The organism is Flavisolibacter tropicus, assembly GCF_001644645.1.
GTDB lineage: Bacteria > Bacteroidota > Bacteroidia > Chitinophagales > Chitinophagaceae > Flavisolibacter > Flavisolibacter tropicus.
The window spans coordinates 1,976,375-1,997,920 of record NZ_CP011390.1 but is presented as its reverse complement, the minus strand read 5'-3'; the positions used below and the strand labels follow the sequence as shown (position 1 = coordinate 1,997,920).

The 21,546-nt window shown below is 41.3% G+C and carries 13 protein-coding genes; 6 read left to right on the top strand and 7 right to left on the bottom strand.

Translation table 11 applies throughout. The features are described 5' to 3' along the window. The first annotated feature begins 7 nt into the window (after positions 1-7). The 4 genes from sov (at position 8) to SY85_RS08400 (ending at position 9,890) form a co-directional block, all read left to right on the top strand. Positions 8-7,165: a T9SS outer membrane translocon Sov/SprA gene (sov, locus tag SY85_RS08415; protein ID WP_066403484.1), complete on the top strand. Its 7,158-nt coding sequence runs from the start codon at positions 8-10 to the stop codon at positions 7,163-7,165. Between the two features lie 326 nt (positions 7,166-7,491). Continuing rightward, positions 7,492-8,172 (top strand): hypothetical protein, encoded by a 681-nt coding sequence (locus SY85_RS08410; RefSeq protein WP_066403482.1) that lies wholly within the window; start codon positions 7,492-7,494, stop codon positions 8,170-8,172. A 107-nt stretch (positions 8,173-8,279) separates the two neighbouring features. Beyond that, positions 8,280-9,014: a hypothetical protein gene (locus SY85_RS08405; protein ID WP_066403480.1), complete on the top strand. Its 735-nt coding sequence runs from the start codon at positions 8,280-8,282 to the stop codon at positions 9,012-9,014. Positions 9,015-9,122: 108 nt separating this feature from the next. After that, a complete protein-coding gene (locus SY85_RS08400; RefSeq protein ID WP_066403474.1) occupies positions 9,123-9,890 on the top strand; it encodes a sensor histidine kinase in 768 nt (255 codons plus the stop codon). Positions 9,891-9,953: 63 nt separating this feature from the next. Here the strand turns inward: SY85_RS08400 and SY85_RS08395 are convergent, their stop codons facing one another. The 5 genes from SY85_RS08395 to SY85_RS08375 form a co-directional block, all read right to left on the bottom strand. Further along, positions 9,954-10,454 (bottom strand): hypothetical protein, encoded by a 501-nt coding sequence (locus tag SY85_RS08395; protein ID WP_066403472.1) that lies wholly within the window; start codon positions 10,452-10,454, stop codon positions 9,954-9,956. 220 nt (positions 10,455-10,674) lie between these two features. Beyond that, on the bottom strand, positions 10,675-11,433 hold the full coding sequence (locus SY85_RS08390) for an SDR family NAD(P)-dependent oxidoreductase (RefSeq protein ID WP_066403469.1): 759 nt from the start codon (positions 11,431-11,433) through the stop codon (positions 10,675-10,677). 38 nt (positions 11,434-11,471) lie between these two features. Further along, on the bottom strand, positions 11,472-14,102 hold the full coding sequence (locus SY85_RS08385; RefSeq protein ID WP_066403466.1) for a PKD domain-containing protein: 2,631 nt from the start codon (positions 14,100-14,102) through the stop codon (positions 11,472-11,474). Between the two features lie 8 nt (positions 14,103-14,110). Then, entirely contained in the window at positions 14,111-14,899 is a 789-nt protein-coding gene (locus tag SY85_RS08380) for an alpha/beta fold hydrolase (protein ID WP_066403463.1), read from the bottom strand. Between the two features lie 3 nt (positions 14,900-14,902). Continuing rightward, a complete protein-coding gene (locus SY85_RS08375; protein WP_066403462.1) occupies positions 14,903-16,072 on the bottom strand; it encodes an Lnb N-terminal periplasmic domain-containing protein in 1,170 nt (389 codons plus the stop codon). A gap of 107 nt (positions 16,073-16,179) precedes the next feature. On the opposite strand from SY85_RS08375, the gene SY85_RS08370 reads away from it, so the two are divergent. Beyond that, a complete protein-coding gene (locus SY85_RS08370; RefSeq protein WP_066403460.1) occupies positions 16,180-17,529 on the top strand; it encodes a DUF2339 domain-containing protein in 1,350 nt (449 codons plus the stop codon). A 147-nt stretch (positions 17,530-17,676) separates the two neighbouring features. Here SY85_RS08370 and guaB read toward each other — a convergent pair whose 3' ends face one another. Beyond that, complete coding sequence (guaB, locus tag SY85_RS08365; protein ID WP_066403459.1) at positions 17,677-19,158, bottom strand: IMP dehydrogenase; 1,482 nt, start codon at positions 19,156-19,158, stop codon at positions 17,677-17,679. Positions 19,159-19,421: 263 nt separating this feature from the next. Between guaB and SY85_RS25785 the strand changes: the two genes are divergently transcribed. Further along, a complete protein-coding gene (locus tag SY85_RS25785; protein WP_193408751.1) occupies positions 19,422-19,589 on the top strand; it encodes a hypothetical protein in 168 nt (55 codons plus the stop codon). Here the strand turns inward: SY85_RS25785 and SY85_RS08360 are convergent. Next, on the bottom strand, positions 19,558-21,435 hold the full coding sequence (locus tag SY85_RS08360; RefSeq protein ID WP_066403458.1) for an outer membrane protein assembly factor BamB family protein: 1,878 nt from the start codon (positions 21,433-21,435) through the stop codon (positions 19,558-19,560). The genes SY85_RS25785 and SY85_RS08360 overlap by 32 nt on opposite strands. Between the last annotated feature and the right edge of the window lie 111 nt (positions 21,436-21,546).

Below are 21,546 nucleotides of genomic sequence, written 5' to 3'. Positions count from 1 at the left end.
ACTAATTGTGGAGAAGATCGCATTGAATTTCCATTCTTCCAAGAGCTTGCGGAAGCGGGTAGCTGCTATCATATTATCTGCTTTTATCTGCGGAGCAAGTGCGCATGCACGCTTTGCGGGTGAAGGAAAGTTTCCTATAAATACTTCAGATACAACTAAATACCCACTTCAAGATCGCAGAGGAGACCCCTATACCTATCCCCGTCAAAATAGCTTTGATCTAAAAGATACCTCCTTCATTAAGCGCAATGTAGAATATGATCCGGTAACCAAGCAGTACTATGTTATTGAAAAGGTCGGCAATAAGTATTACCGTACTCCCATGACCTTTTCTATGGATGAATTCATTCGCTTGCAGGGTAGGAAGGATGAATCGGATTATTTCCGTCAGCGGGCTAATACAATGTTTGACCTGAACCGCCGTACAGCAAAACCCAACTTTGGTTTCAACAAAGACTGGATGAACCGCATTACGGGAAATGGCAAGATTGACATAAAGCCGTCGGGATATGTAGACATTGCTGCCGGCTACCAGGGCCAAAATATAAAGAACCCAACCCTTCCAGAGCGGGCGCGTAAAACAGGGGGCTTCGATTTTAATATGAACGCCCAGCTGCAGGTAGATGCCAATATTGGTGATAAGATCAAACTGCCGATCAACTATAATACACTGGCCAACTTTGATTTTGAAAACCAACTGAAACTGGATTACCAGGGTAAGGAAGATGAGGTATTGAAGGTATTCCAGGCAGGTAATATTAGTTTTCAATCAAAGGGTACCTTGATTCCTGGTGCGCAATCGTTGTTTGGGGTAAAGACCCAATTGCAGTTTGGTAAAATGTATGTTACAGGTGTGTTGGCCAATCAGCGCTCTCAGCGTCAATCGTTGGGTTTAACAGGTGGTGCCGCCGCACAATCCTTTAGTATAAAGGCTGATGAATACGAGGAGAACCGTCACTTCTTATTAGGTCAATACTTCCGCCGTAATTATAATAAGGCGATGAAAGACCTGCCACTGGTGCGTTCTAACATCCAGATACTTCGTATGGAAGTGTGGGTAACCAATCGTACCGGTGCAACAACTGACACCCGGGACATTGTTGCCCTGATGGACTTAGGAGAAGATTCAACCTATGGTCCATGGAACGGCAGGCCGGGATCGCTACCTTCTAATAATTCCAATGACCTTTACACCGCCATTTTAAAACAGCCCAATGGCCGGAATTCATCAGAAATACAAAATGTACTGACCACCATGGGGCTGAGGCCAGTGCAGGATTTCGAAAAAACATTTGCCCGTAAGCTTCAGCCTACGGATTATTATTTTAATGAGCGTATTGGTTTTCTGTCACTGAACCAAGCGCTTAATCCTGATGAAGTGCTGGGGGTAGCTTTCCAGTATACCTATAATGGTCAGATCTACCAGGTGGGTGATTTTTCACAGGATGTACCACCCGACAGCAGTGGTAACACTCAAAAAGTGCTGTTTTTAAAATTATTAAAAGCTACATCTCAACGCCCTGGTCTTCCTATTTGGGACCTGATGATGAAAAACGTGTACAGCGTTGGCTTTGGTCAGTTGCAACGTGAGGACTTTAAGCTGGATGTAGTGTACGAGGAACCTAGTTTGGGTAAGAAGCGCTATTTGCCATTTGATAGCTTAAAGCAAGAATACCGTGGTGTGCCTATTTTGAATCTGGTAAACCTGGATCGCCTGAATAATCAGAATGACCCGCAGCCCGATGGTGTGTTTGACTATGTTGATGGGTTTACAGTTATTCCTTCACAAAGCCGGATCATTTTCCCGGTACTGGAACCCTTTGGCCGTGACCTGGAATATATTTATGAAAATGATGCTGCTCGCCAAAAGTATCTGTACTATCCGCTTTACGATACAATCAAAGCAATAGCACAGACCTTTGCCAACCTGAATCGCTTTGAATTAGTAGGACGTTCTAAATCGGCTAACAATTCAGATTACCAATTAGGTTTTAATATTCCACGGGGTTCTGTAACTGTTACAGCCGGTGGACAGGTGCTGCAGGAGAATGTTGACTATGAGATCAACTATGACCTTGGTACCTTAAAAGTGATTAATTCAGCCATTATTAATTCTGGCGTACCCGTACAGGTGCAGTATGAAAACAGTGCATCCTTTGGGTTACAGCAAAAGAACTATATGGGCTTGCGATTGGATTACCTGGCCAATAAGAATTTGACGGTTGGTGGTACCATCGTGCGCCTGGGTGAGCGTCCCTTCTTTACCAAGCAGGCATATGGCGAGGATCCGATACGGAATACCATGTATGGGATGGATTTTGACTATAGAAAAGATGTGCCGCGCCTGTCTAAGTGGTTAGATAAATTACCATTTTATTCTACCAAAGCAGTTTCTTCCGTTACCGCCTATGGTGAAGCAGCTATGTTGCAGCCCGGTCACTCCCCTCAAATTGGAAAAGGTAATGAAGGTGTTATTTATGTAGATGATTTTGAAGGTACACGTAGTGGATTAGACTTGCGTTTTCCTATAAACAGTTGGGCGCTGGCATCTGCGCCACAACAGTCGCCAGATAAAAATGGTAATATCTTATTCCCAGAAGCAGAACTAAGTAACAACCTGGAATATGGTTACAATAGGGCAAAGCTAGCCTGGTATAATATTGAGCCTACCTTACAGGAGCCTCGTAATAATAATAACCCATTGCATGGTGATCTGGCAGAATTGTCAAAGCCTGAAACCCGCCAGGTATTTCAAAATGAGTTATTTCCTCAACGTACAACAGATGTAGGACAGAGCATTCTAACCACATTTGATATGGCTTTTTATCCAAGAGAGAAAGGGCCTTATAATTTCCAGGCCCAACCCGGAGCTATTGATGCCAATGGTCGTTTTGTGCAGCCAAAGAAAGCCTGGGGTGGTGTAATGCGTAATATTGATCAAACAGATTTTGAAACTGGTAATGTTGAGTTCATCGAATTCTGGCTGCAAGATCCTTTTGTTAATAAGCCTTTAAGTAAAGGTGGCGAGCTCTATTTTGACTTAGGTAATATTTCAGAAGATGTGTTACGCGATGGTAAAAGAGGATACGAGAATGGATTGCCTACACCCACCACGCCAAATGCATTGACCGATGAAACTGTTTGGGGTAAAGTACCACGCAATCCAATACAGGTAACCAATGCGTTCAGCAATGATCCTAACGATAGACCTTTACAGGATGTAGGTTTTGATGGGTTAACCGATGCGGATGAAAAGACCAAGTTCAAACCTTATATTGATCAACTGAAAAGCAATTTTGGGCCAACAGCTCCAGTTGCAACAAAGGCGGAAACAGACCCGTCTGCTGATAACTTTAAGGGGTATCGTGATGCTTTTTATGATCAGAAGAAAGCTGGCATATTGGAGCGTTATAAAGATATTAATAACCCTCATGGCAACTCCCCGATAGCTAATACAAGCGATCAGTTTACCAGTGCTTTTACTTTATACCCAGACCAGGAAGAATTTAATCGTGATAACACGATGAACGAGATTGAGGAATACTTCCAGTATCGTGTAGAGCTGACGCCAAGGATGACAGCAGGATCTAATTACATAACCGATGTGCGTGAGGTAACACCCGTATTGGCAGATGGAAGTACACGAAAAGAAAAATGGTATCTGTTTCGTATACCTATAAAAGACTTCCAGGCTAAAGTGGGTAACATCCCTGATTTTAAATCTATCCGCTTTATCCGGATGTTCCTTACTGATTTTGAAGACACAGCTGTTCTTCGCTTTGCTAAGTTGGAGTTGATACGCAACCAATGGCGGAAGTTTAACTATGAAGCCGATACTTCTGGCAACTATAAACCTTTGCCGGCAAATGACCCTACACAGCTTGAAGTGCTGGCGGTAAATATTGAAGAGAATGACTCACGTATGCCTATTCCTTACCGTCAACCACCAGGCATTGAGCGTCAGCAGCAATTGAGTAATAATAATGTACAATTATTACAAAACGAACAATCGCTTAGTTTAAAGATTACAGACTTAGCCGGTGGGCAGGCACGTGGTGTGTTTAAGACCATGAACTTAGACTTACGTCAATACGGACGCCTATCGATGTTTGTGCATGCTGAAGCAGTACGCAGTTCTACCGATGTGAGCAAAGGTGATCTGAATGCTGTAATTCGTATAGGTAATGATTTCGCTGGTAACTACTATGAGGTAAGGATACCATTGGACGTAACAAAATGGGGAACCTCCAATCCAGATGAGATCTGGCCAGCCAGCAATAACCTTGATTTTGACCTAAACGAGCTTACTTCATTAAAGTTACGTAGAAACCGGAATGGCGTTTCTCCATCACTTTATTATTCAGAACAATTAAATGGACGCACGTTTGCCATTATTGGTAATCCTAACCTGGGTGAGGTAAGAGGAATGATGCTGGGTATACAAAATTCAACGACCGGCTCTACTAGTGCAGAAGTGTGGTTTAATGAATTGCGTTTGTCGCGCTTAGACGAACATGGTGGATGGGCTGGTGTAGGCCGCGTAGACTTGCGCCTGGCAGATTTGGGTAATATTAGTGTTGCAGGCAATGTGCGTAGTAGTGGCTTTGGTACTTTGGAGCAACGTGTAAACGAGCGGAGTCGTGATGACTTCTATCAGTTTGACGTAAGCAGTAATCTGGACTTAGGTAAACTGGTTCCAAAGAAAGCCGCCATTCAGATTCCTGTTTATGCAGGAATTAGCAGAACCAGTAGTACACCGGAATACGATCCATATGATCTGGATATCAAATTGAAGGATAAGTTGAGTGAGGTATCGGGTAAGGAGCGGGATTCTATTCAATCCGCAGCTGTTGACCAGCAGACAATAAAGACTGTCAACTTTACCAATGTTAAGAAGAATAAGACCAATGGCAAGCCGGTGCAGCCATGGGATATTTCAAACATTGACCTAAACTACTCCTTTACACACCAGGAGCACAGCAACCCAATCATTGAAAGTGAAGATATACGCCGTACAAGGGCTGCCTTAGGTTATACGTATGCGCCACAGCAACATTTCATTGAACCCCTGAAACGGTTGATTAAATCTAACTCACCATGGCTGGCGCTGGTGAGAGATTTCAACTTTAATTACAAACCATCCTTCTCCTTTAAGGCCGATGTGTTCCGCCAGTTTGGTTCTTTGCGGAACCGCAATGTGATGGATGTGAAGTTTAAGCTGCCAGAAACATTCAATAAGTTCTTCTACTTTGATCGCTATTATACTCTACGTTGGGATTTAACACGGTCATTGACTTTGGACTTTAATGCCGTAAACAATGCACGTGTTGATGAACCATATGGTTACATCGATACGAAAGAGAAAAAGGATACGGTTAAGAATAACTTCTTAAGAGGAGGTCGTGCTACCAGGTACCATCACGATGCAACATTATCATATACATTGCCAACCAATAAACTTCCAATAGTAGATTGGACAACGATCCGTGCTAGTGTTACGGGTAAGTATGATTGGGTAGCGGCATCTTTGCTGACAAGAAGTTTAGGAAACACCATTGTAAATGGACAAGTTCGTAATGTGACTGGTGAGTTCAACTTCGATCAGCTGTATACAAAGTCACGTTTCCTTAGAGGTGTTTATAATGAGAATCCGGCAGCTCCAGCTTCTCAGGCACCAAAAGATAGTGCTGGTAAAAAAGCAAAAGTAAAAGATCCTAATGCTTTACCTGAAATTGGCAAAGTGCCAAAAGCTTTAATGCAACTGGTTACCAGCTTAAAGCGGATAGGAGTGCAGTATACACAGGACATGGGTACTTTGTTGCCAGGTTACCTGGATAGTGTCCAAGCCGTAGGTATTAACTTTAGAAATCCATCACCAGGTTGGAAGTATGCATTTGGTTACCAGCCTGACACCAGCGATATCAACCACTTGGGGGCTTTGGGATTATTAACGAGGGATTCGTTATTTAACCAATTGATCCAGCAGCGTTACAATCAGAAGCTGAATATTACAGCCCAGATCACACCGTTTAGAGATTTTAATATTGATGTAAACTTTGATAAGACTTTTGATTTGCAGTATTCTGAATTGTATAAGGATACTGGTATGAACAGTGGATTGAAGCGTTACAATCCATATGCATTAGGAAGCTTTAGTATTAGCTATATCGCTTATCAAACATTGTTTACAAAGTTTGATCCCAATGAGGTATCTGAAACCTTTAAACAGTTTGAGGCAAACAGATTGATTTTATCGAATAGGTTAAAGGATGCTAATATTTATGCTCAAGGTGCTTCACAGAACCCAGACGGTTATTATGAAGGTTACGGCCGATATGCGCAGGATGTATTGATCCCAGCGTTTTTAGCGGCCTATACTGATCAGGATCCTACTAAAGTGCGATTGATGAAGAATTCCAAGCCAAATGTGAAATCAAATCCATTTGGTGGGCTGCTGCCGCGACCCAATTGGAATATTACCTACAACGGTTTGTCGCGGATAAGTGGATTGGAAAAGGTGTTTTCCAACGTAACCTTACGCCATGGCTACAGTAGTACTTTAAGCATGAATAGCTTTAATACAGCCTTGTTGTTTCAAGATCCATTCCATGCTGGGTATCCCTACTTCCGTGATACACAAACAGGAAACTATGTACCTTACTTCTTAGTGCCTAACGTAACTGTAAGTGAACAATTCAGCCCATTAATAGAAGTGGATGTTACGCTAGTAAATCAATTGTCTGCCAGGGTAGAATATAAGAAGAGTCGTCAGCTAAGTTTAAGCCTGGTTGATTACCAACTGGCAGAGAATCGTTCTACGGAATATGGTTTCAGTATGAATTGGCGCAAGCGCGGTGTGCCATTCCTGCAAAATGTAAAAATTGGTAAGAATGGTAAGAAACTTGAAAATGATGTCACCTTCCGTTTTGACTTTAGCCTGCGAGATGATGCGACGGCCAACAGCCGATTAGATCAGAATATAGCTTTTGGAACCGCCGGGCAAAAGGTAGTGCGGCTGTCACCAACGATCGATTATGTGGTAAACAATAAGGTGAATATTAAATTCTACTTTGAGCAAAATAAGGTGATACCAAAGATTGCCACTACGGCACCAGTAACAACTACCAGGGGTGGTTTACAAGTGCGGGTAGCCTTAACACAATAAATTCTTATTCTAGTTTAAGCGGCCTGAAGTCTCATTATGATTTCAGGCCGCTTTTTTTATGTATAAGAGGTCTATTTAATCCCCCAGCCCTAGTACACAGGCTTCTAATTTGATAAGGAAAAAGCAAAAGTTGCTACTTTTTTAACATGGTCTGTTAGGAAGTACTGGAAAGCCTTAGATATTTAAGCTAAATATTTATTACGTGTTTTTTCTTACTTGATGATCTTAGTTCAGCAGGATGGGAAATTTCACTTCAAAGTCGGGTAAAAGTACGCGTGTGTAGTTTTAGACTTCAGTCTAAATTAGTCCCAATAATTCGTTCCCTTATGAGGTTTAGATCTACGACTGGCTTTTATTTTAATTTGTTTTGTGCATTATCAATTTTTTCAGTGAATCTGGCTTGTCAGAAAAAGAAAGAAGCTTCTCTTTTAAAAGAGCAAACAAGTATTACAGAAGCAAATTCTTTTTTTAATAAAGAAGTTGGAGGGCCTGTTGATAGTGCTACTGCCAATCGCTGGAAGCGTAACCGGGCTCTAACATTAGCCAAAAAAGCACCTTCCGTTAATTCTACCCGGGCATTTTATTTGCCTGCACAAGCATTGAGCTCATTAATTGCTAACAATAAAGTAGCGGGGATTTGTTTTTATTTCGGTAATGACGCTAATGGCAGTGTGCACGTTGTGCCTGTTGCCGTTGATAATAAAGGAAATGTTATTACCGCTGCTTCTGTTGCGACAAGTAATGGAACGGTAACTTGGGAGGTAGCCAAGAATTGGAGACTAGACTTTAAACAACAGCATCCCGGCAGCATTTGGGGGCATTTCTGGGGTAGTGTAGCCATCAATCGTTTACTGGAGAATAATACTGAAACAGTTCGGGTTGAGTTGGGCTTAAGTGATGAAGGCGTACAACAAATGATGTTTAGTGATGCCGCAATTGATGAACCTGTAGAATATGGCGATAGAACAAGATCTTGTCCGCCATTCTGCCCTTCAGATCTATTATAATTATTCGATCCGATAATTAGAAACCGCGCATTGCAAAAGCAAAATGTAATTCGCGGTTTCTATGATTGCTCGATACCAGATTTGCTTACAGTATCTAACCCTTACACATGAGTTTCGCAGAATTGCTTTCCTATATATCAACACTTACTGTCTTTATTCCTTTTCTTTTGTGCCTGCAAGCGATAAGGAAAAAAGAAAAGTTCATTATTGCTTTATTTGTGCTGCTTTGTACAAGTATTCTAACTAGTGGCTTAACCGAGTATTATATTCAAATGGGTAGTGAAACATCTTTGTTATGCCTAAATGTGTATACTTTGTTTGAGTTCACAGGAATAAGTATCGTTTATGCATTATTACTGCCGCATTTGAAGAAACTGATCTATGGAACTGTCTTATTATTCGTGGCTTTCTTTATTGCTAACTGTTACTGGCTAGAAAGCATTCACACTATCCAGGATTATCCATTAGTTATTGAAAGTGTTATTGTTATCGCTTATTGTATCGCTTATTTCTTTCACTCGCTGAAGGAAGTAGGTCACGACTACTCAGTTTTACGTGATGGTAAGTTTTGGATCAACATTGCGTTTGTAAGCTATTTTATTTACAGTATAGGATTGTTTGCTATTGTAAATCATATTTTCACAGAGCTAGAGCCCGCTACTGCTCAAGCACTGTGGAATATCCATAACATCAATTATATTATTAAAAATTTACTATTAGCTATAGGGATTTACCGGATAGGTAAATCAGCTCGTCCTCCCTTTGAGCTTTTTGGAGCGGATGAAAATTGGTGGCAGAGGCTACCTTCAAATCCAGCTAAAGATGTTAGTGCGCAACCTTAATTTTTTCTGTATACAACACAGTTTTACTTTATTATTGTAGCCTAACTTTATGCTGAGTTTAAGGTAGAAATAGTACTTTTAAAGTCCTGAGGAGAATAACGAACTTGCATGCAACAGCTACAATTTTATGCCGTTTTTATAGGGATTACGGTGATTTTGGGAACGGTATTGATTTCGTTTATTGTATTGTTGAGTAAAGCACAACAACGTAAAAAAGCAGAATATAACCGTCTTAATTTATTGGCCGAAGTAACCGCTCAAGAAAAAGATCGTGCACGTATAACATATCAATTGCATGAAGATTTTGGAGCAACGCTTTCTGCAATACGAATGGGGATTAGCACCTTTCAATTACAACGACCTGATGACCGTCTCCGCCAGGAACAGTTCAAAGTTTTTATTGATGATATAATTACCAAGATCAGGACAATTGCAACTGATTTTTTGCCAGGCACCATCCAACAAAAATGGTTAGTTGCTGCACTGCGAGAGTTTGTTCATACTGTTCAAAAAGAACAACCCGCCATACAAATTATTTTAGAGGCAGATGATCTACCTGAATTAAGCGAGTACAAAACCATTAACCTATACCGTATTGTTCAGGAAATTGTTTACAATACCATTAAACATGCCAGAGCTACTACACTTCTAATCAACATCAGGCATGATGACAAACGTATTTTATTAACCACTCAAGATAATGGGGTAGGGTTCAATTATAGAAAAGAATTAGAACGTCAAAAAGGAATAGGTCTTCATAATCTGGCAAACCGGATATTGTTATTGAGCGGTACTGTTGACGTTTTAAGTGAAACTGAGAAAGGTACGCTTTACATGATTCAAATTCCTTTAGCGGAAGGTGATGTTATTGAATAACGTATGGCATGTAAATAAAAGAAACTGATACCTAAGATAAAACCCGCATTTGCGGGTTTTATCTTATTTAGTTGGGGATGGAGCTGATTGATCTTGCTTGGTTTTCTTTAGCAACATAACATATCCACAAAGTTCTTTTTTCTTCTTCTTGTTTACTTGTACAGGCTTCATCATGTGGTATTCTGTTACGCGAGGGATATAAGAATACGAAATGATATTGCCGTCAACATCGCCCCACATCTTTTTCTGGTAGATAACTTGTTTTTCACTCCAGTCATACATCCGCACTTCGTATAAACGGGAAGTAGGATCTCCAATAAATACGAATTGATACCATGTGCCCTCTTGCAATGGAACAACTACTGGCATCTCATATTCGCTTTCCATGGTAATAGAAGCTTCTTTCAAAACAACAAAGCCATCTTTTGCATATAATTGTTTCAGACTATCAGCCTGATGCTTTATTCCAGGGTCATTACAAACTTTTTGACGAATAATATCTTGGGAGAAACCAGAAACACTTATTCCGATAATACAGGCTAGAAGGAAAGATAACTTTCTCATGAGGTTTTCAAATAGGAATTGGTGACGTTTAATAAAAATAGTAGTTAATTAAGATGCTGAGTATGTGTATGATACACATATTTTTTACTGTACGTAAAAGCCCCTAGTATATCTACTAAATAAACTTTGCTCCAAAAGAAAGCCAAGCTAGAAAACACTGTAAGCAGCACAAAACATGCCTTTCCTTTGGATCGGTTGTGAAGTTGTGCAAACTTGTGTCTTATTTCTTGTTAAAATGATATGAGTTGGCCTGTTGAGTGCATGTAACTACCAAATCGTTAATACAAACATGTGGAGGAAGAGAGGCTGTATAATAGATTATGTCAGCTACATCCTGAGCGCTTAACGGTTGGTAGCCCTGATAAACAGTTTTTGCTGTATCCTCGTTGCCTTTAAAGCGCACAATAGAGAATTCTGTTTCAGCAGCGCCTGGGTGTATGGCCGTAACCTTTATGCCGTGTTGGAGCAGGTCAATACGCATAGCCTTACTGATAGCATCTACAGCATGTTTGCTGGCACAATACACATTTCCTCTTTCATATACTTCTTTACCCGCAATAGATCCTACATTAATGATATGTCCTTTTTTGTTATTGATCATAAAAGGAAGAACAGCCTTTGACACATAAAGCACCCCCTTAACATTGGTATCTATCATTTGGTTCCAGTCGTCAAGTGACGCATCTTGAAATAGGTCGCGACCTAAAGCAAGACCTGCATTATTGATCAAAATATCAATAGCCCTCCATTCATCGGGCAATTGATTTATACTTTCAAAGACGGAGGATTGTTGCTGAACATCAAATGGTAAAAGATAGCTTTGTGTATTATATTGTTGTTGAAGCGTTTGTTGTAATGTCTTTAAACGTTCCTCGCGTCTGCCATTTAAGATAAGGTTATATCCATTGGCTGCAAATGTGTGAGCACAAGCTTCTCCAAATCCTGAAGTGGCACCAGTTATAAAGACTATCTTTTTCATATAAGGGCCGAAGATAACACCTGATTGAATTCGGCGGACTATCGTATAAGTGTAACAGTGCCCTTGGCGAAAAATTCTTTGCCTGCAAAGTCAACTCCTTTCACCATCCAGACATAAACACCTGATCCTTGTTCTTTGCCATTAAGCTTACCATCCCATCCTTCATTAGGAACGGACGAGCTGTATACCAACTGGCCCCAGCGATTGAAAATGCGGAAGTATTCCATTTGGGTCATACCGACAGCAACGGGTCTAATAACATCGTTTTTGCCGTCATTATTTGGAGTGAAGGCTGTAGGTACAAAAATTTGTGGAGGTGTTTTAAAAATGCGAACCCTTACATAGGCCGAATCTTCGCATGGCCCAACACGTGCAATCACTTTATAGCGAATGCTTTCAAAGCTGCCGTCATATACACCAACCGGATTGGGAATGGTAGTACTGCTGAGATTGGTAGCAGGCGACCAAACATAGGATTCTCCGCCGCTAGCCAAAAGTTGTAATGATTGGCCAACTACAACAGCTGTATCGTTTCCTGCGCTGGGAATGATCTGAGGCAATACATTAATTAATACGGTGTCGTAGTTAGGTTTAGGGCAGCCACTCGTTGGGTTCTGTGCAGTTAGCACATATTCTATAGAACTAAGTGGTCGTGCTATAGGGTTTAAAACTGTAGGGTTAGAGAGCGCATTAGCCGGCGACCAACTATACTGTGCACCATTTGTTGTGCCAGATAGTTGAATAGGTGTGTCGTAGCAGATGGTTGCATCTTCACCTGCATCTACTAAAGGATAAGGAACTGTTTTTACGATCACATCATCAGTATCTACACAGCGACCTATACGCGCAGTAATAGTATAAGTAGTACTTGATGACGTTGGTTTAGCTTTTGGATTTACTATGGTTGGATCATCTATCTCGCCGGAAGGTGTCCATAGCATACGTAAGCCATTCGTATTGGCATTAAGTTGCACAGAATCTTTCAGACAAATAGTGGTATCGTTCATGGCTTGCAGCGTTACGAAGTTGACCACTCTTACTCTTATAGAGTCCGTATTGATACAGCCATTGTCGTTCAACTCTACTTGATAGGTTGTTGTTGTTATTGGCCATACGGAAGGGGTGGCCGTACTGGCGTTTTGTATGTTTGAAAGAGGTGTCCACGTAAAGTTTCCATTTCCGAATGCGCCTAGTTGCGTAGTATCGCCTTTACACATTAATGTGTCCTTAGTAAGCACTCGTAAAGGTGGCTTTTCAAATATTTCAATTTGTTTTATGGCTGTATCCAAGCAACCAACACTACTGCCTGCAATTAGCCGAACAGATTTAATTCCAGCTAATGGATATTGGTAAGAAGGGCTTGGTGCTGTTGAAATATCTGTTTGTGAAGTTGTTTCTCCAAAATCCCATGACCATTTATTCACTACACCATGCTGTGCTACTGTTTGATCTGTAAATTGGGTTGGCTTTTGAATACAAATACCGTCTACTTTAAAGTCGGCAGAAAAGCCAGGGTAAACTTTTACCTGTGCTGTAGTCGTTTCAGAGCAAAGTTGGCCTTTATTCGTTACCACCGTAACGGTATATGTTCCTGGGGTAGGATAGGTATAGGTTGGTTTTGTCTGGTTGGAAACGTCTGTTGTAATACCATCAACTCCAAAATCCCAATCATAAGTTTTGATCTCACTGCTAGGTGTTTTGTTCTCAAAAGTCAGCGTAGGGTTATCGCAATTGACATATTCTTTTTCCAGTGTAGGCTTAGTTGAATTACAGTTTCCAACTTTCACGTGTAGCTCTTTACGCGTTTTTCCTACCGGTACGCCATTTCTAAGTTCTGTTACGCAAACGGTTACTACGAATTCTCCTGAGTTTCTGATGCTTGGCGCAATACCAGTAATAACGCCTGTTACTGGATCAATTGTAACATCAGGCCCCATGGGCTGGCTACCACTAAAGCCACTTGAATAATTTACATCACTATAGGGTGGTGGGGCTGCAGGATCAGGAGCAGGTACAGAGGTACTACCTCCGCTATTGGCGCTACAAAATTCATAACGTAGCTGGTCACCATCAGGATCCATTGCTGAAAAGGGAATGGTGAATGGGGTGTTGGCACAAACAACGGCTGTGTCATTTACCTGAAAGGTAGCACTGCTATTAGTGCTGACTAAAGCCGCCGTACTTGGGATTGTAATAGAATAAGTGTTTCCAACCGTATTAGAGCTGATAATATTATCTACTCCACTAATCCGGCAACAACGCTGATAAGAAACCGTGTAACCTCCAGCTCTGGCAGGAAGATCAATTTCTCCAAGTACGTAGGTAATAACCTTGTAATAGCAACCTGCTTGATTGCCGGAAATACATTGGTCATCAGTGCCTCTTATCAGATTGCCTTTATTACTTACTGGAACATTAATTGTTTTGATCAATGCATAACTAGTAGCATCAAAAAAGCTAAAGTTTAAGGTGGGGTCAACCTGGCTGCCTTGTCCGCCATCTCTGGCATTACAATCCATATATAAGGTTAGTGTGATACTAAAGCGGCTGCCTCCGGCAGATGCACCGGGACCAAGATATTGATACGTAAAGAACCCACCCTTTAAATGGTCGGCAAATGCCATGCTTGAAGAGCAGAGCAGGATTAGTATAAAAAATGCTTTGCGCATGCTGGATGTTAGCTTATTTTGGATGTATCCAATATATAGTCAAGTAAATACTTGTTACTTTCTGTAACCTGCTCAAGCATGCCCATATGTCCAGATTCTTTCAGAATGTGCACATAGGATAAGGCTGGCAAATGACATTGTTGTAAGCTGTCTTGTAACGGTACAGCTGTATCATGCTTTCCCATAATAAACAATACAGGCAATGTCATTAATTTCAATAGGGCAGTTCGGTCCGGACGCTTGATCATAGACTCATAATAACTGATGAGTGCTGCATCTGTAAATGAAGCGGATCGTTGTACCTGCTCTTCCACCAAGTGATTCTGGTTCGCTTTTGTCATAGGACTAAACAGGTTAGGAGTGCTGGTTTTTAAAAAAGCAAAGGCTCCATACTCCTGAATAAATTGAATCCCTTTTCTCCTTGTTTCAATCTTGGCCTCTGAATCTGCAAATGCTGTAGAATGAAACAATCCCAGTCCGTTTAACCGATCAGCATATTTTTCAGCAAAGGCCAAGGACACATAACCACCCATACTATGCCCAATCAGTATACACTGGTCTATTTGTTCCTGATCTAATATGGCCAGCAGGCTGTCTGCTAAGCCCTCCATACTCATATCATCTATCATTTCAGAAGAACCACTTCCTGGCAGATCGGGTAAAATCAGTTGAAACCCAGGTAATGCATCTCTCTGATTTCGCCACACCGAACTGTCTTCTCCAAATCCATGCACTAGTAGTACCGCCGGTCCCTTGCCGATTACCTCATAATGCAGTCGCTTTTGCTGATAGATCATGCGTTATGCTATTTGAGTTTTGTCAAATGGTTTTTGAATAAGCAGCCAGGAGCGTAACAAAATCAATAAAACGATAGGTATGAGTGAAATATTTAGTTGTTGGGGTAAGAATATCCAGCCTAAAAGTAAAAGTGACTGTACGATGATTGTAGCCAACAAATAATACTGTACCCATTTTGCCTTTTTCCATAAAAAGAATGCGGCAATAGTATGCGTTGGTAAAGCCCACATCAAGTTATAATTATCCTGGCAAACCGTATGATTGGTGCCAAACCACATAAACAATAACAGTAGGCCCGTTAATCCAAGGCTAAAGAAAAACAAAAAGTCAAATACAGACAATAGCTTTTGTACACCTTCCTTTGGAATAAAGGATAAAACAATGATTATTGCTAACAGGCTGCTAAAAACAACCATTGGTGTAAAGGGCGAATTTTGTTTTGCTAAAACAGGCCGGGGTAGGAGAATCTGTCTTGGTGCAGCTAATAGTCGCCCACTGGAAGTAGCACTGTCAAACCCTTTCATCAAATAATCTGGTAGGAACATGGCCTGCTGGTTAGTAACGGGCTTGTCCAAGTCTCTACCTAATAAGATATCAATTCCTAGTTTGCTCCAGTATTGTTCCCCGGCATTTAAATAACTATGTATAAGATTGCGGAAAGTGGGAGCTTTTTGAGGAATGACTGTATCATAGATAACGGGCTGACCGCTGTTTTTAGCCACAATATCCCGTAAGCGAGTGGTACAGTTATCAAATAAGAAGTCGTACCGGTAGTAACGGTTAGCCTCCAAAGAGTTTACTTGTAAAGCTTCTGCTAACTGTTGACTTTCAGCGCAGGAGAGTTGTAACACCTGTTCTTGTATGCCTCTCTTCTCCCAGGCATAGGAGGCTACGAAATCCGAATAGTCCTGAATAGATAAGAAATATAACAGTTTACCCTGTATGAATTTTGTATAAAAGTCAGGACCAAATTCAAAGGTGCCATAATTATAAATGAGATCAGCACCTGTATATATATCCTGTACTCTCATGGCACTGTGGCCAAAAGTAGAGTAGAGCTCATCACCTGGACTACAGGTAAGCAGGCTAATGCGTAAATGGCATGAGTCAGTTTGAGAAAATCCAGTGAAGCTAATAAGTACAGAAATAAGCAGGGTAAATATGCGTCTCAACGTAAAGTCTCTTTTCAGCGGAAAGATAGTTAAAATGGGTAGTGCTGGGCTGTGTTAAATGTTAAAAACAATCGGTTAATCTGCTTACTTTGCTTCAAAGTGTATGCATGGACGACAAGCACTCTATTGAAACGATCAAAGCAGAACTGGCTGATTTGCAACATCAGGTTGTAGAGCAATATCATAAAATACAAGAACTGCAACGTCAATTACAACGGTTAGATCCCTCCTATAAAATACCAACCATACAAAACCAAACACGCAATAGGACGCCTAGGTTAGTATGGGAAAACTTCATTGGCCTACGGTTGATCCATCTTGTGGGTATTGTTGTATTAGTGATCGGACTATCTATTGGTGTTAAATACGCTATTGATCAAGAGTTGATTTCTCCTCTCACACGCATAGCCTTAGCGTATGGGGCTGGTATACTGCTATTTATATTATCTCTAAAGCTAAAAAAGGACTACCTGCTATTCAGTGCTATCCTTTTTAGTGGCGCCATGGCTTCGGTTTATTTTACAACCTATGCAGCCGCAGTCTACTACCAGATGTTACCAAACACAGCTGCTTTTTTAATAATGGCTGCCTTTACAGCGTTTACGGTTATACAAGCTAGTTCTTATAACCGCCAGGAAATTGCCTTGTTGGGTATGGTTGGTGCATATGGTATCCCTTTTTTGATTAGCCGCAACGCCGACAGGGCAGACCTGTTCTTTCTATATATCCTTATTATAGATATAGGTGTACTTTACCTGAGTTACAAAAAGTTGTGGAAAACGGTGGGCCGCATAGCACTTACACTAACTTGGATGTTGTTTATTGGGTGGAGCATGATGCGCTTTAATTCTTCACAAACATGGATAGGCGTAGTTTTCGGCACTGTGTTTTTTGCATTGTTCACCGTTAGTATTTTACTCCGACGTATACAAAGCGAGGAACCACTTACGCGCGAAGAGTCTTACCGGCAGTTAGTAAATAACATTGCACTTTACCTGGGAGCTATTTTTGTACTGGCTAGCACTATGGAGGATCAGCCACTGGCAGTTGTTACAGGTTGCTTTGGTTTGTTTCTAGGTGTGCAAGCCTGGATTTATCATTTGCAATTCAAAAACGAGGAGCTTTTAAATCATGCTCATCTTGTTGCTTCCTTTGTTCTGATCATATTATTTGTAGCCATGGAGTGGGATGGGGTATCGGTCACATTTATCTGGTTGTTAATGGCTGTATTATTATTTGTATGGGGGGCTTGGCAGAAAATGGTAGTGCTGCGTTTAGGAGGTATTGGGTTGATGGGATTAACACTTCTAAAGTTGATTGCTTTAGATAGTTCCCGCTTTTCAACAGTTCAAAAAGTAATAGCCTATTTAACATTAGGCGCTTTGCTGTTGATCATTTCTTTCTTCTATCAAAAGTTCAAGCAAAAGCTGTTTGTGGATAATGATGGGGCTCAGTAATAAAGTTGATAAGTTTACAGGTTGAAAAGTTGACAAGGAAGTATGATAAGGATAAAATGAGTTATATAAAAAAGAAACACCCTCAATTGAGGGTGTTTCTTTTTTATTAGGTCAACCTGTCAACTTAATAACCTGTCGACATGTAAATTACTTCCTACTATAATTCGGCGCTTCACGAGTAATCTCTACGTCGTGAGCATGGCTTTCGCGCATGCCTGCATTCGTGATTTTTACAAACGTGCTGTTCTTCAATTCAGTAATTGTATTTGCACCGCAGTATCCCATACCGGCTCTTAAGCCGCCAACATACTGGTAAACGATCTCTTTTAATTGACCTTTATAAGCTACACGGCCTTCAATACCTTCTGGTACATATTTCTTTACATCGGCTTCTGGATCCTGGAAATAGCGATCGCTGCTACCTGTTGCCATCGCTCCTAATGAACCCATACCACGGTATTCCTTGAACTTACGACCTTCGTAAATGATGGTTTCACCAGGGCTTTCTTCTGTACCGGCAAAGATGCTACCCATCATTACGCAGTCAGCACCAGCTGCCAAGGCTTTTACCATATCGCCAGTATAGCGGATACCACCATCGGCGATTAATGGAACATTTTTATTTTTCAATCCTTCACGAGCTTGCATGATTGCTGTTAATTGTGGTACACCAGCTCCTGCTACAATACGGGTTGTACAAATAGAGCCTGGGCCAATACCAACTTTCACTGCATCGGCACCTGCTTCTGCCAGCGCTTCTGCTCCTGCAGCTGTGGCAATATTGCCTGCTATAACGTTCAGGTTTTTGAAATTCTTCTTAACGCTCTTCAGCGCATCAATAATACCTTTTGTATGTCCATGTGCGCTATCCAAACAAACCACATCTACACCAACCTGCTGTAATACAGATACGCGGTCCAATATGTCGCGGGTAACACCTATTGCAGCACCTACTAACAAACGGCCAAAATTATCTTTTACAGCATTGGGGTAAGAGGTTACTTGTAAAATATCACGGTATGTAATTAAACCGATGAGCTTACCATTTTTATCAACTACAGGAAGCTTTTCAATACGGTTCTGACGGAAAATGGTTTCTGCTTTTTTCAGATCCGTTCCATCTGGTGCGGTGATAAGACCCTCTTTGGTCATTACTTCACTCACTTTTCGTTGGAAATCTTCTTCAAAACGCAAATCTCTATTGGTTAGGATACCGGCTAAATGACCGTTGTTGTCTACAATGGGAATACCACCAATTCTGTTTTCACGCATCAGGCGCTGAGCGTCGCCAATTGTAGCATCGTGGGTAAGCGTTATCGGGTCAATGATCATTCCGCTTTCACTACGCTTTACCTTGCGCACCTGATCGGCCTGCTTTTCAATACTCATGTTTTTATGCAGAATGCCAATACCTCCCTCCCGTGCTAGTGCTATAGCCAGAGATGCCTCGGTAACTGTATCCATTGCTGCTGACAGCATGGGTATGTTCAAGGTAATGTCCTTGGTTAATTGTGTCTTAATATTTACATCACGGGGAAGGACTTCTGAGTAAGCTGGAACCAGCAATACGTCGTCAAACGTTAAGCCCTCAATGAAATTCCTGGAGAAGTTGTTGTTGTTTGCAGCCATGTGCAAAGATAGGGAAATGTCAGAACCACGATTTGGGTAGATTTTAGGGATTAGGAGGAAAACATAGTTAATGAGCTGATAGATTGGAAATATGGCAATAAAAACAAAAGCACTCCCTTAAGGAGTGCTTTTGTTCATGTAAAGTAAGATTGATCTTAGGAATCCTTTCACATTTGACGTTTCACGTCTCACGAATAAGCCCTGCGCAAAGCCCTCCTCCCAATCGGCCTGTCTTTTGTAGTACTAACTACAAAAGACAGGAAATGAAACAGTTTAAGTACATTGGAGTTTGGCTTATAGCAGTGGCTATTTCGCTCTCTTCTTGTGAAGTGATTGGCGATATTTTCCGGGCCGGTATGGCCGTGGGTATTTTTGTTGTAGTGCTGGTTGTAGGACTCATTATTTGGTTGTTAACCCGTATGCGTCGTTAGTTTTTGCTTCCAACAATACTACTTTCCCATCCATGGTAGACGCAATCACTTGTTTTCCGTTCAACACATTCACTGTGTTTACCATGGAGTTATCGATTTTATAAGCCCAATTGATCGTTTGATTTGAAGGGTTAATGGCATAAACTACTCCACTACGGGTGCCAAAGAATACAATCCCATCTTTTTCAATTAACATAGAGGGTGTATGCTCATAACCAAAGCCAGCATTAAATGCCCAAGCCAGCTGCGGCTTTTCTTTATTTGTAGTAAACGCTACAATAGTGTCCTGCATGGTTTTTCCATAGATCAGTTTGCCATCGGTAGATAAGCCAAGCGATTCCCGAACGGTAGCTTCCTTGGTGCGCCATAAGGTATTACCCGACTGCACATCAATAGCAGATAAGCAGCGATCGGGGGCCACTACATATACTACGTCGTCTTTAATAACCGGAATACAAGCTGCTGGTGAATAGTTGGGAACAGGCGATCCATTATTCCATTTCCACAATAACTGTCCATTTGTTTTGTTCAAGGCATACAAATGTGTATCCCACGCACCAAAGAACAGTGTGTTATTATAAACAACTGGCTGACTGGTAACTGCTGCGGTAAGACCATGAAAGCGCCATTTTTCTTTTCCTGTAGCTAAGTCAATAGCCTGGAAACAACTATCGCTACCACCAATATACACAGTGCCATTTTCAATGAAAGGCGAACCCAGAACGGCTGCTTTAGTTGAAACTTTCCAAGCCAGCTTACCTTTTGTAGTCAGGCAATAAACAGAACCATCAGCAGAGCCAAAAACAATTCGGTCATTGCTGATAGCAGGAGAAGAAAAGATAGGACCAGCTGTTTTATACGCCCAGGCTTTTTTACCTGAAGCCAGTTGTAGAGCTTGCATTTCACCATTTTGATTGCCAAATACAACCAGGCCATTGGATACAGCCGGTGTAGAAATTACATTGGCGTCAGAAGAGAATGTCCACGTAGGCTTTACGTTTGCATATTTTTCATTGATAGAAAAATCCGGGCGAGGAAAAGAAGTATTGCTTTTATAATCTTGTCTGGCAAAAGCTACCGCTTTCCATTTTTTTTCTATTCTGGATAATGGCTTCTGCTCTGTAAACAGGAAAGAATCTTTAGTAACATCTACCAGGTTATAGCCGCCTTCATCTTGCTTGGCTCTCAGGTTAGAGCGACCCATTACTGCAGGAATAGCTTCCGCGTTTACCGGGCGGTTATTATGTCCATGACCACATAAGGCCAGCACTGTATTTTTTGTTTTCAGTAGGTTGATCACTTCATACCAGTTGTCCAGCCCATTATCCAAAGGATAGTGATTCAGGAAAACGATGGGTTCATCTTTTCCGATCTTATTGATTTCTTTTGTCAGCCAGTTCATGTTGTGGCGAGGTATATGGCCATCGCTCATGCGTACATAAGGACCAGAAGCGCAGCCAATAAAGTGAATACCATTATGAACGAAATGAAATTTGTCGTCGCCAAAGGTTCTGGTAAAGCCTAAGCCACCAGATTCACTCCAGCCGGTATCATGGTTGCCCGGGATGATATAGTATTTCAGTTTCAGGCTATCCAGAATTGCTTTAGCCAATGCCAGCTGCTTATTGGTTCCCAGTTCTGTGATGTCGCCAGTAAGAACGACAAAATCAACATCATTTCTATCATTAATAGCCTTTACCGTTCGGCGTAGATCTTCTTCCGCGCCGCCATTGGGTGAGCCAATATGGGTATCAGAAATAAAGGCAAAACGAAAAGGTGTAGATTGAGCCGTTACTACATTAGCTAGGAGTAACAAAAATGATAGTAAGGAGACGGTTGTTTTCATGGTCCTAAATTACTGATTCTCATATTAAAGGAAGTGCAAGCAGCCATTAGTTCTGTATTAAAGATTAGCCGCTTCTGGTTTCTTTCTCCTTTCTTCACTCTTTTTTACGTT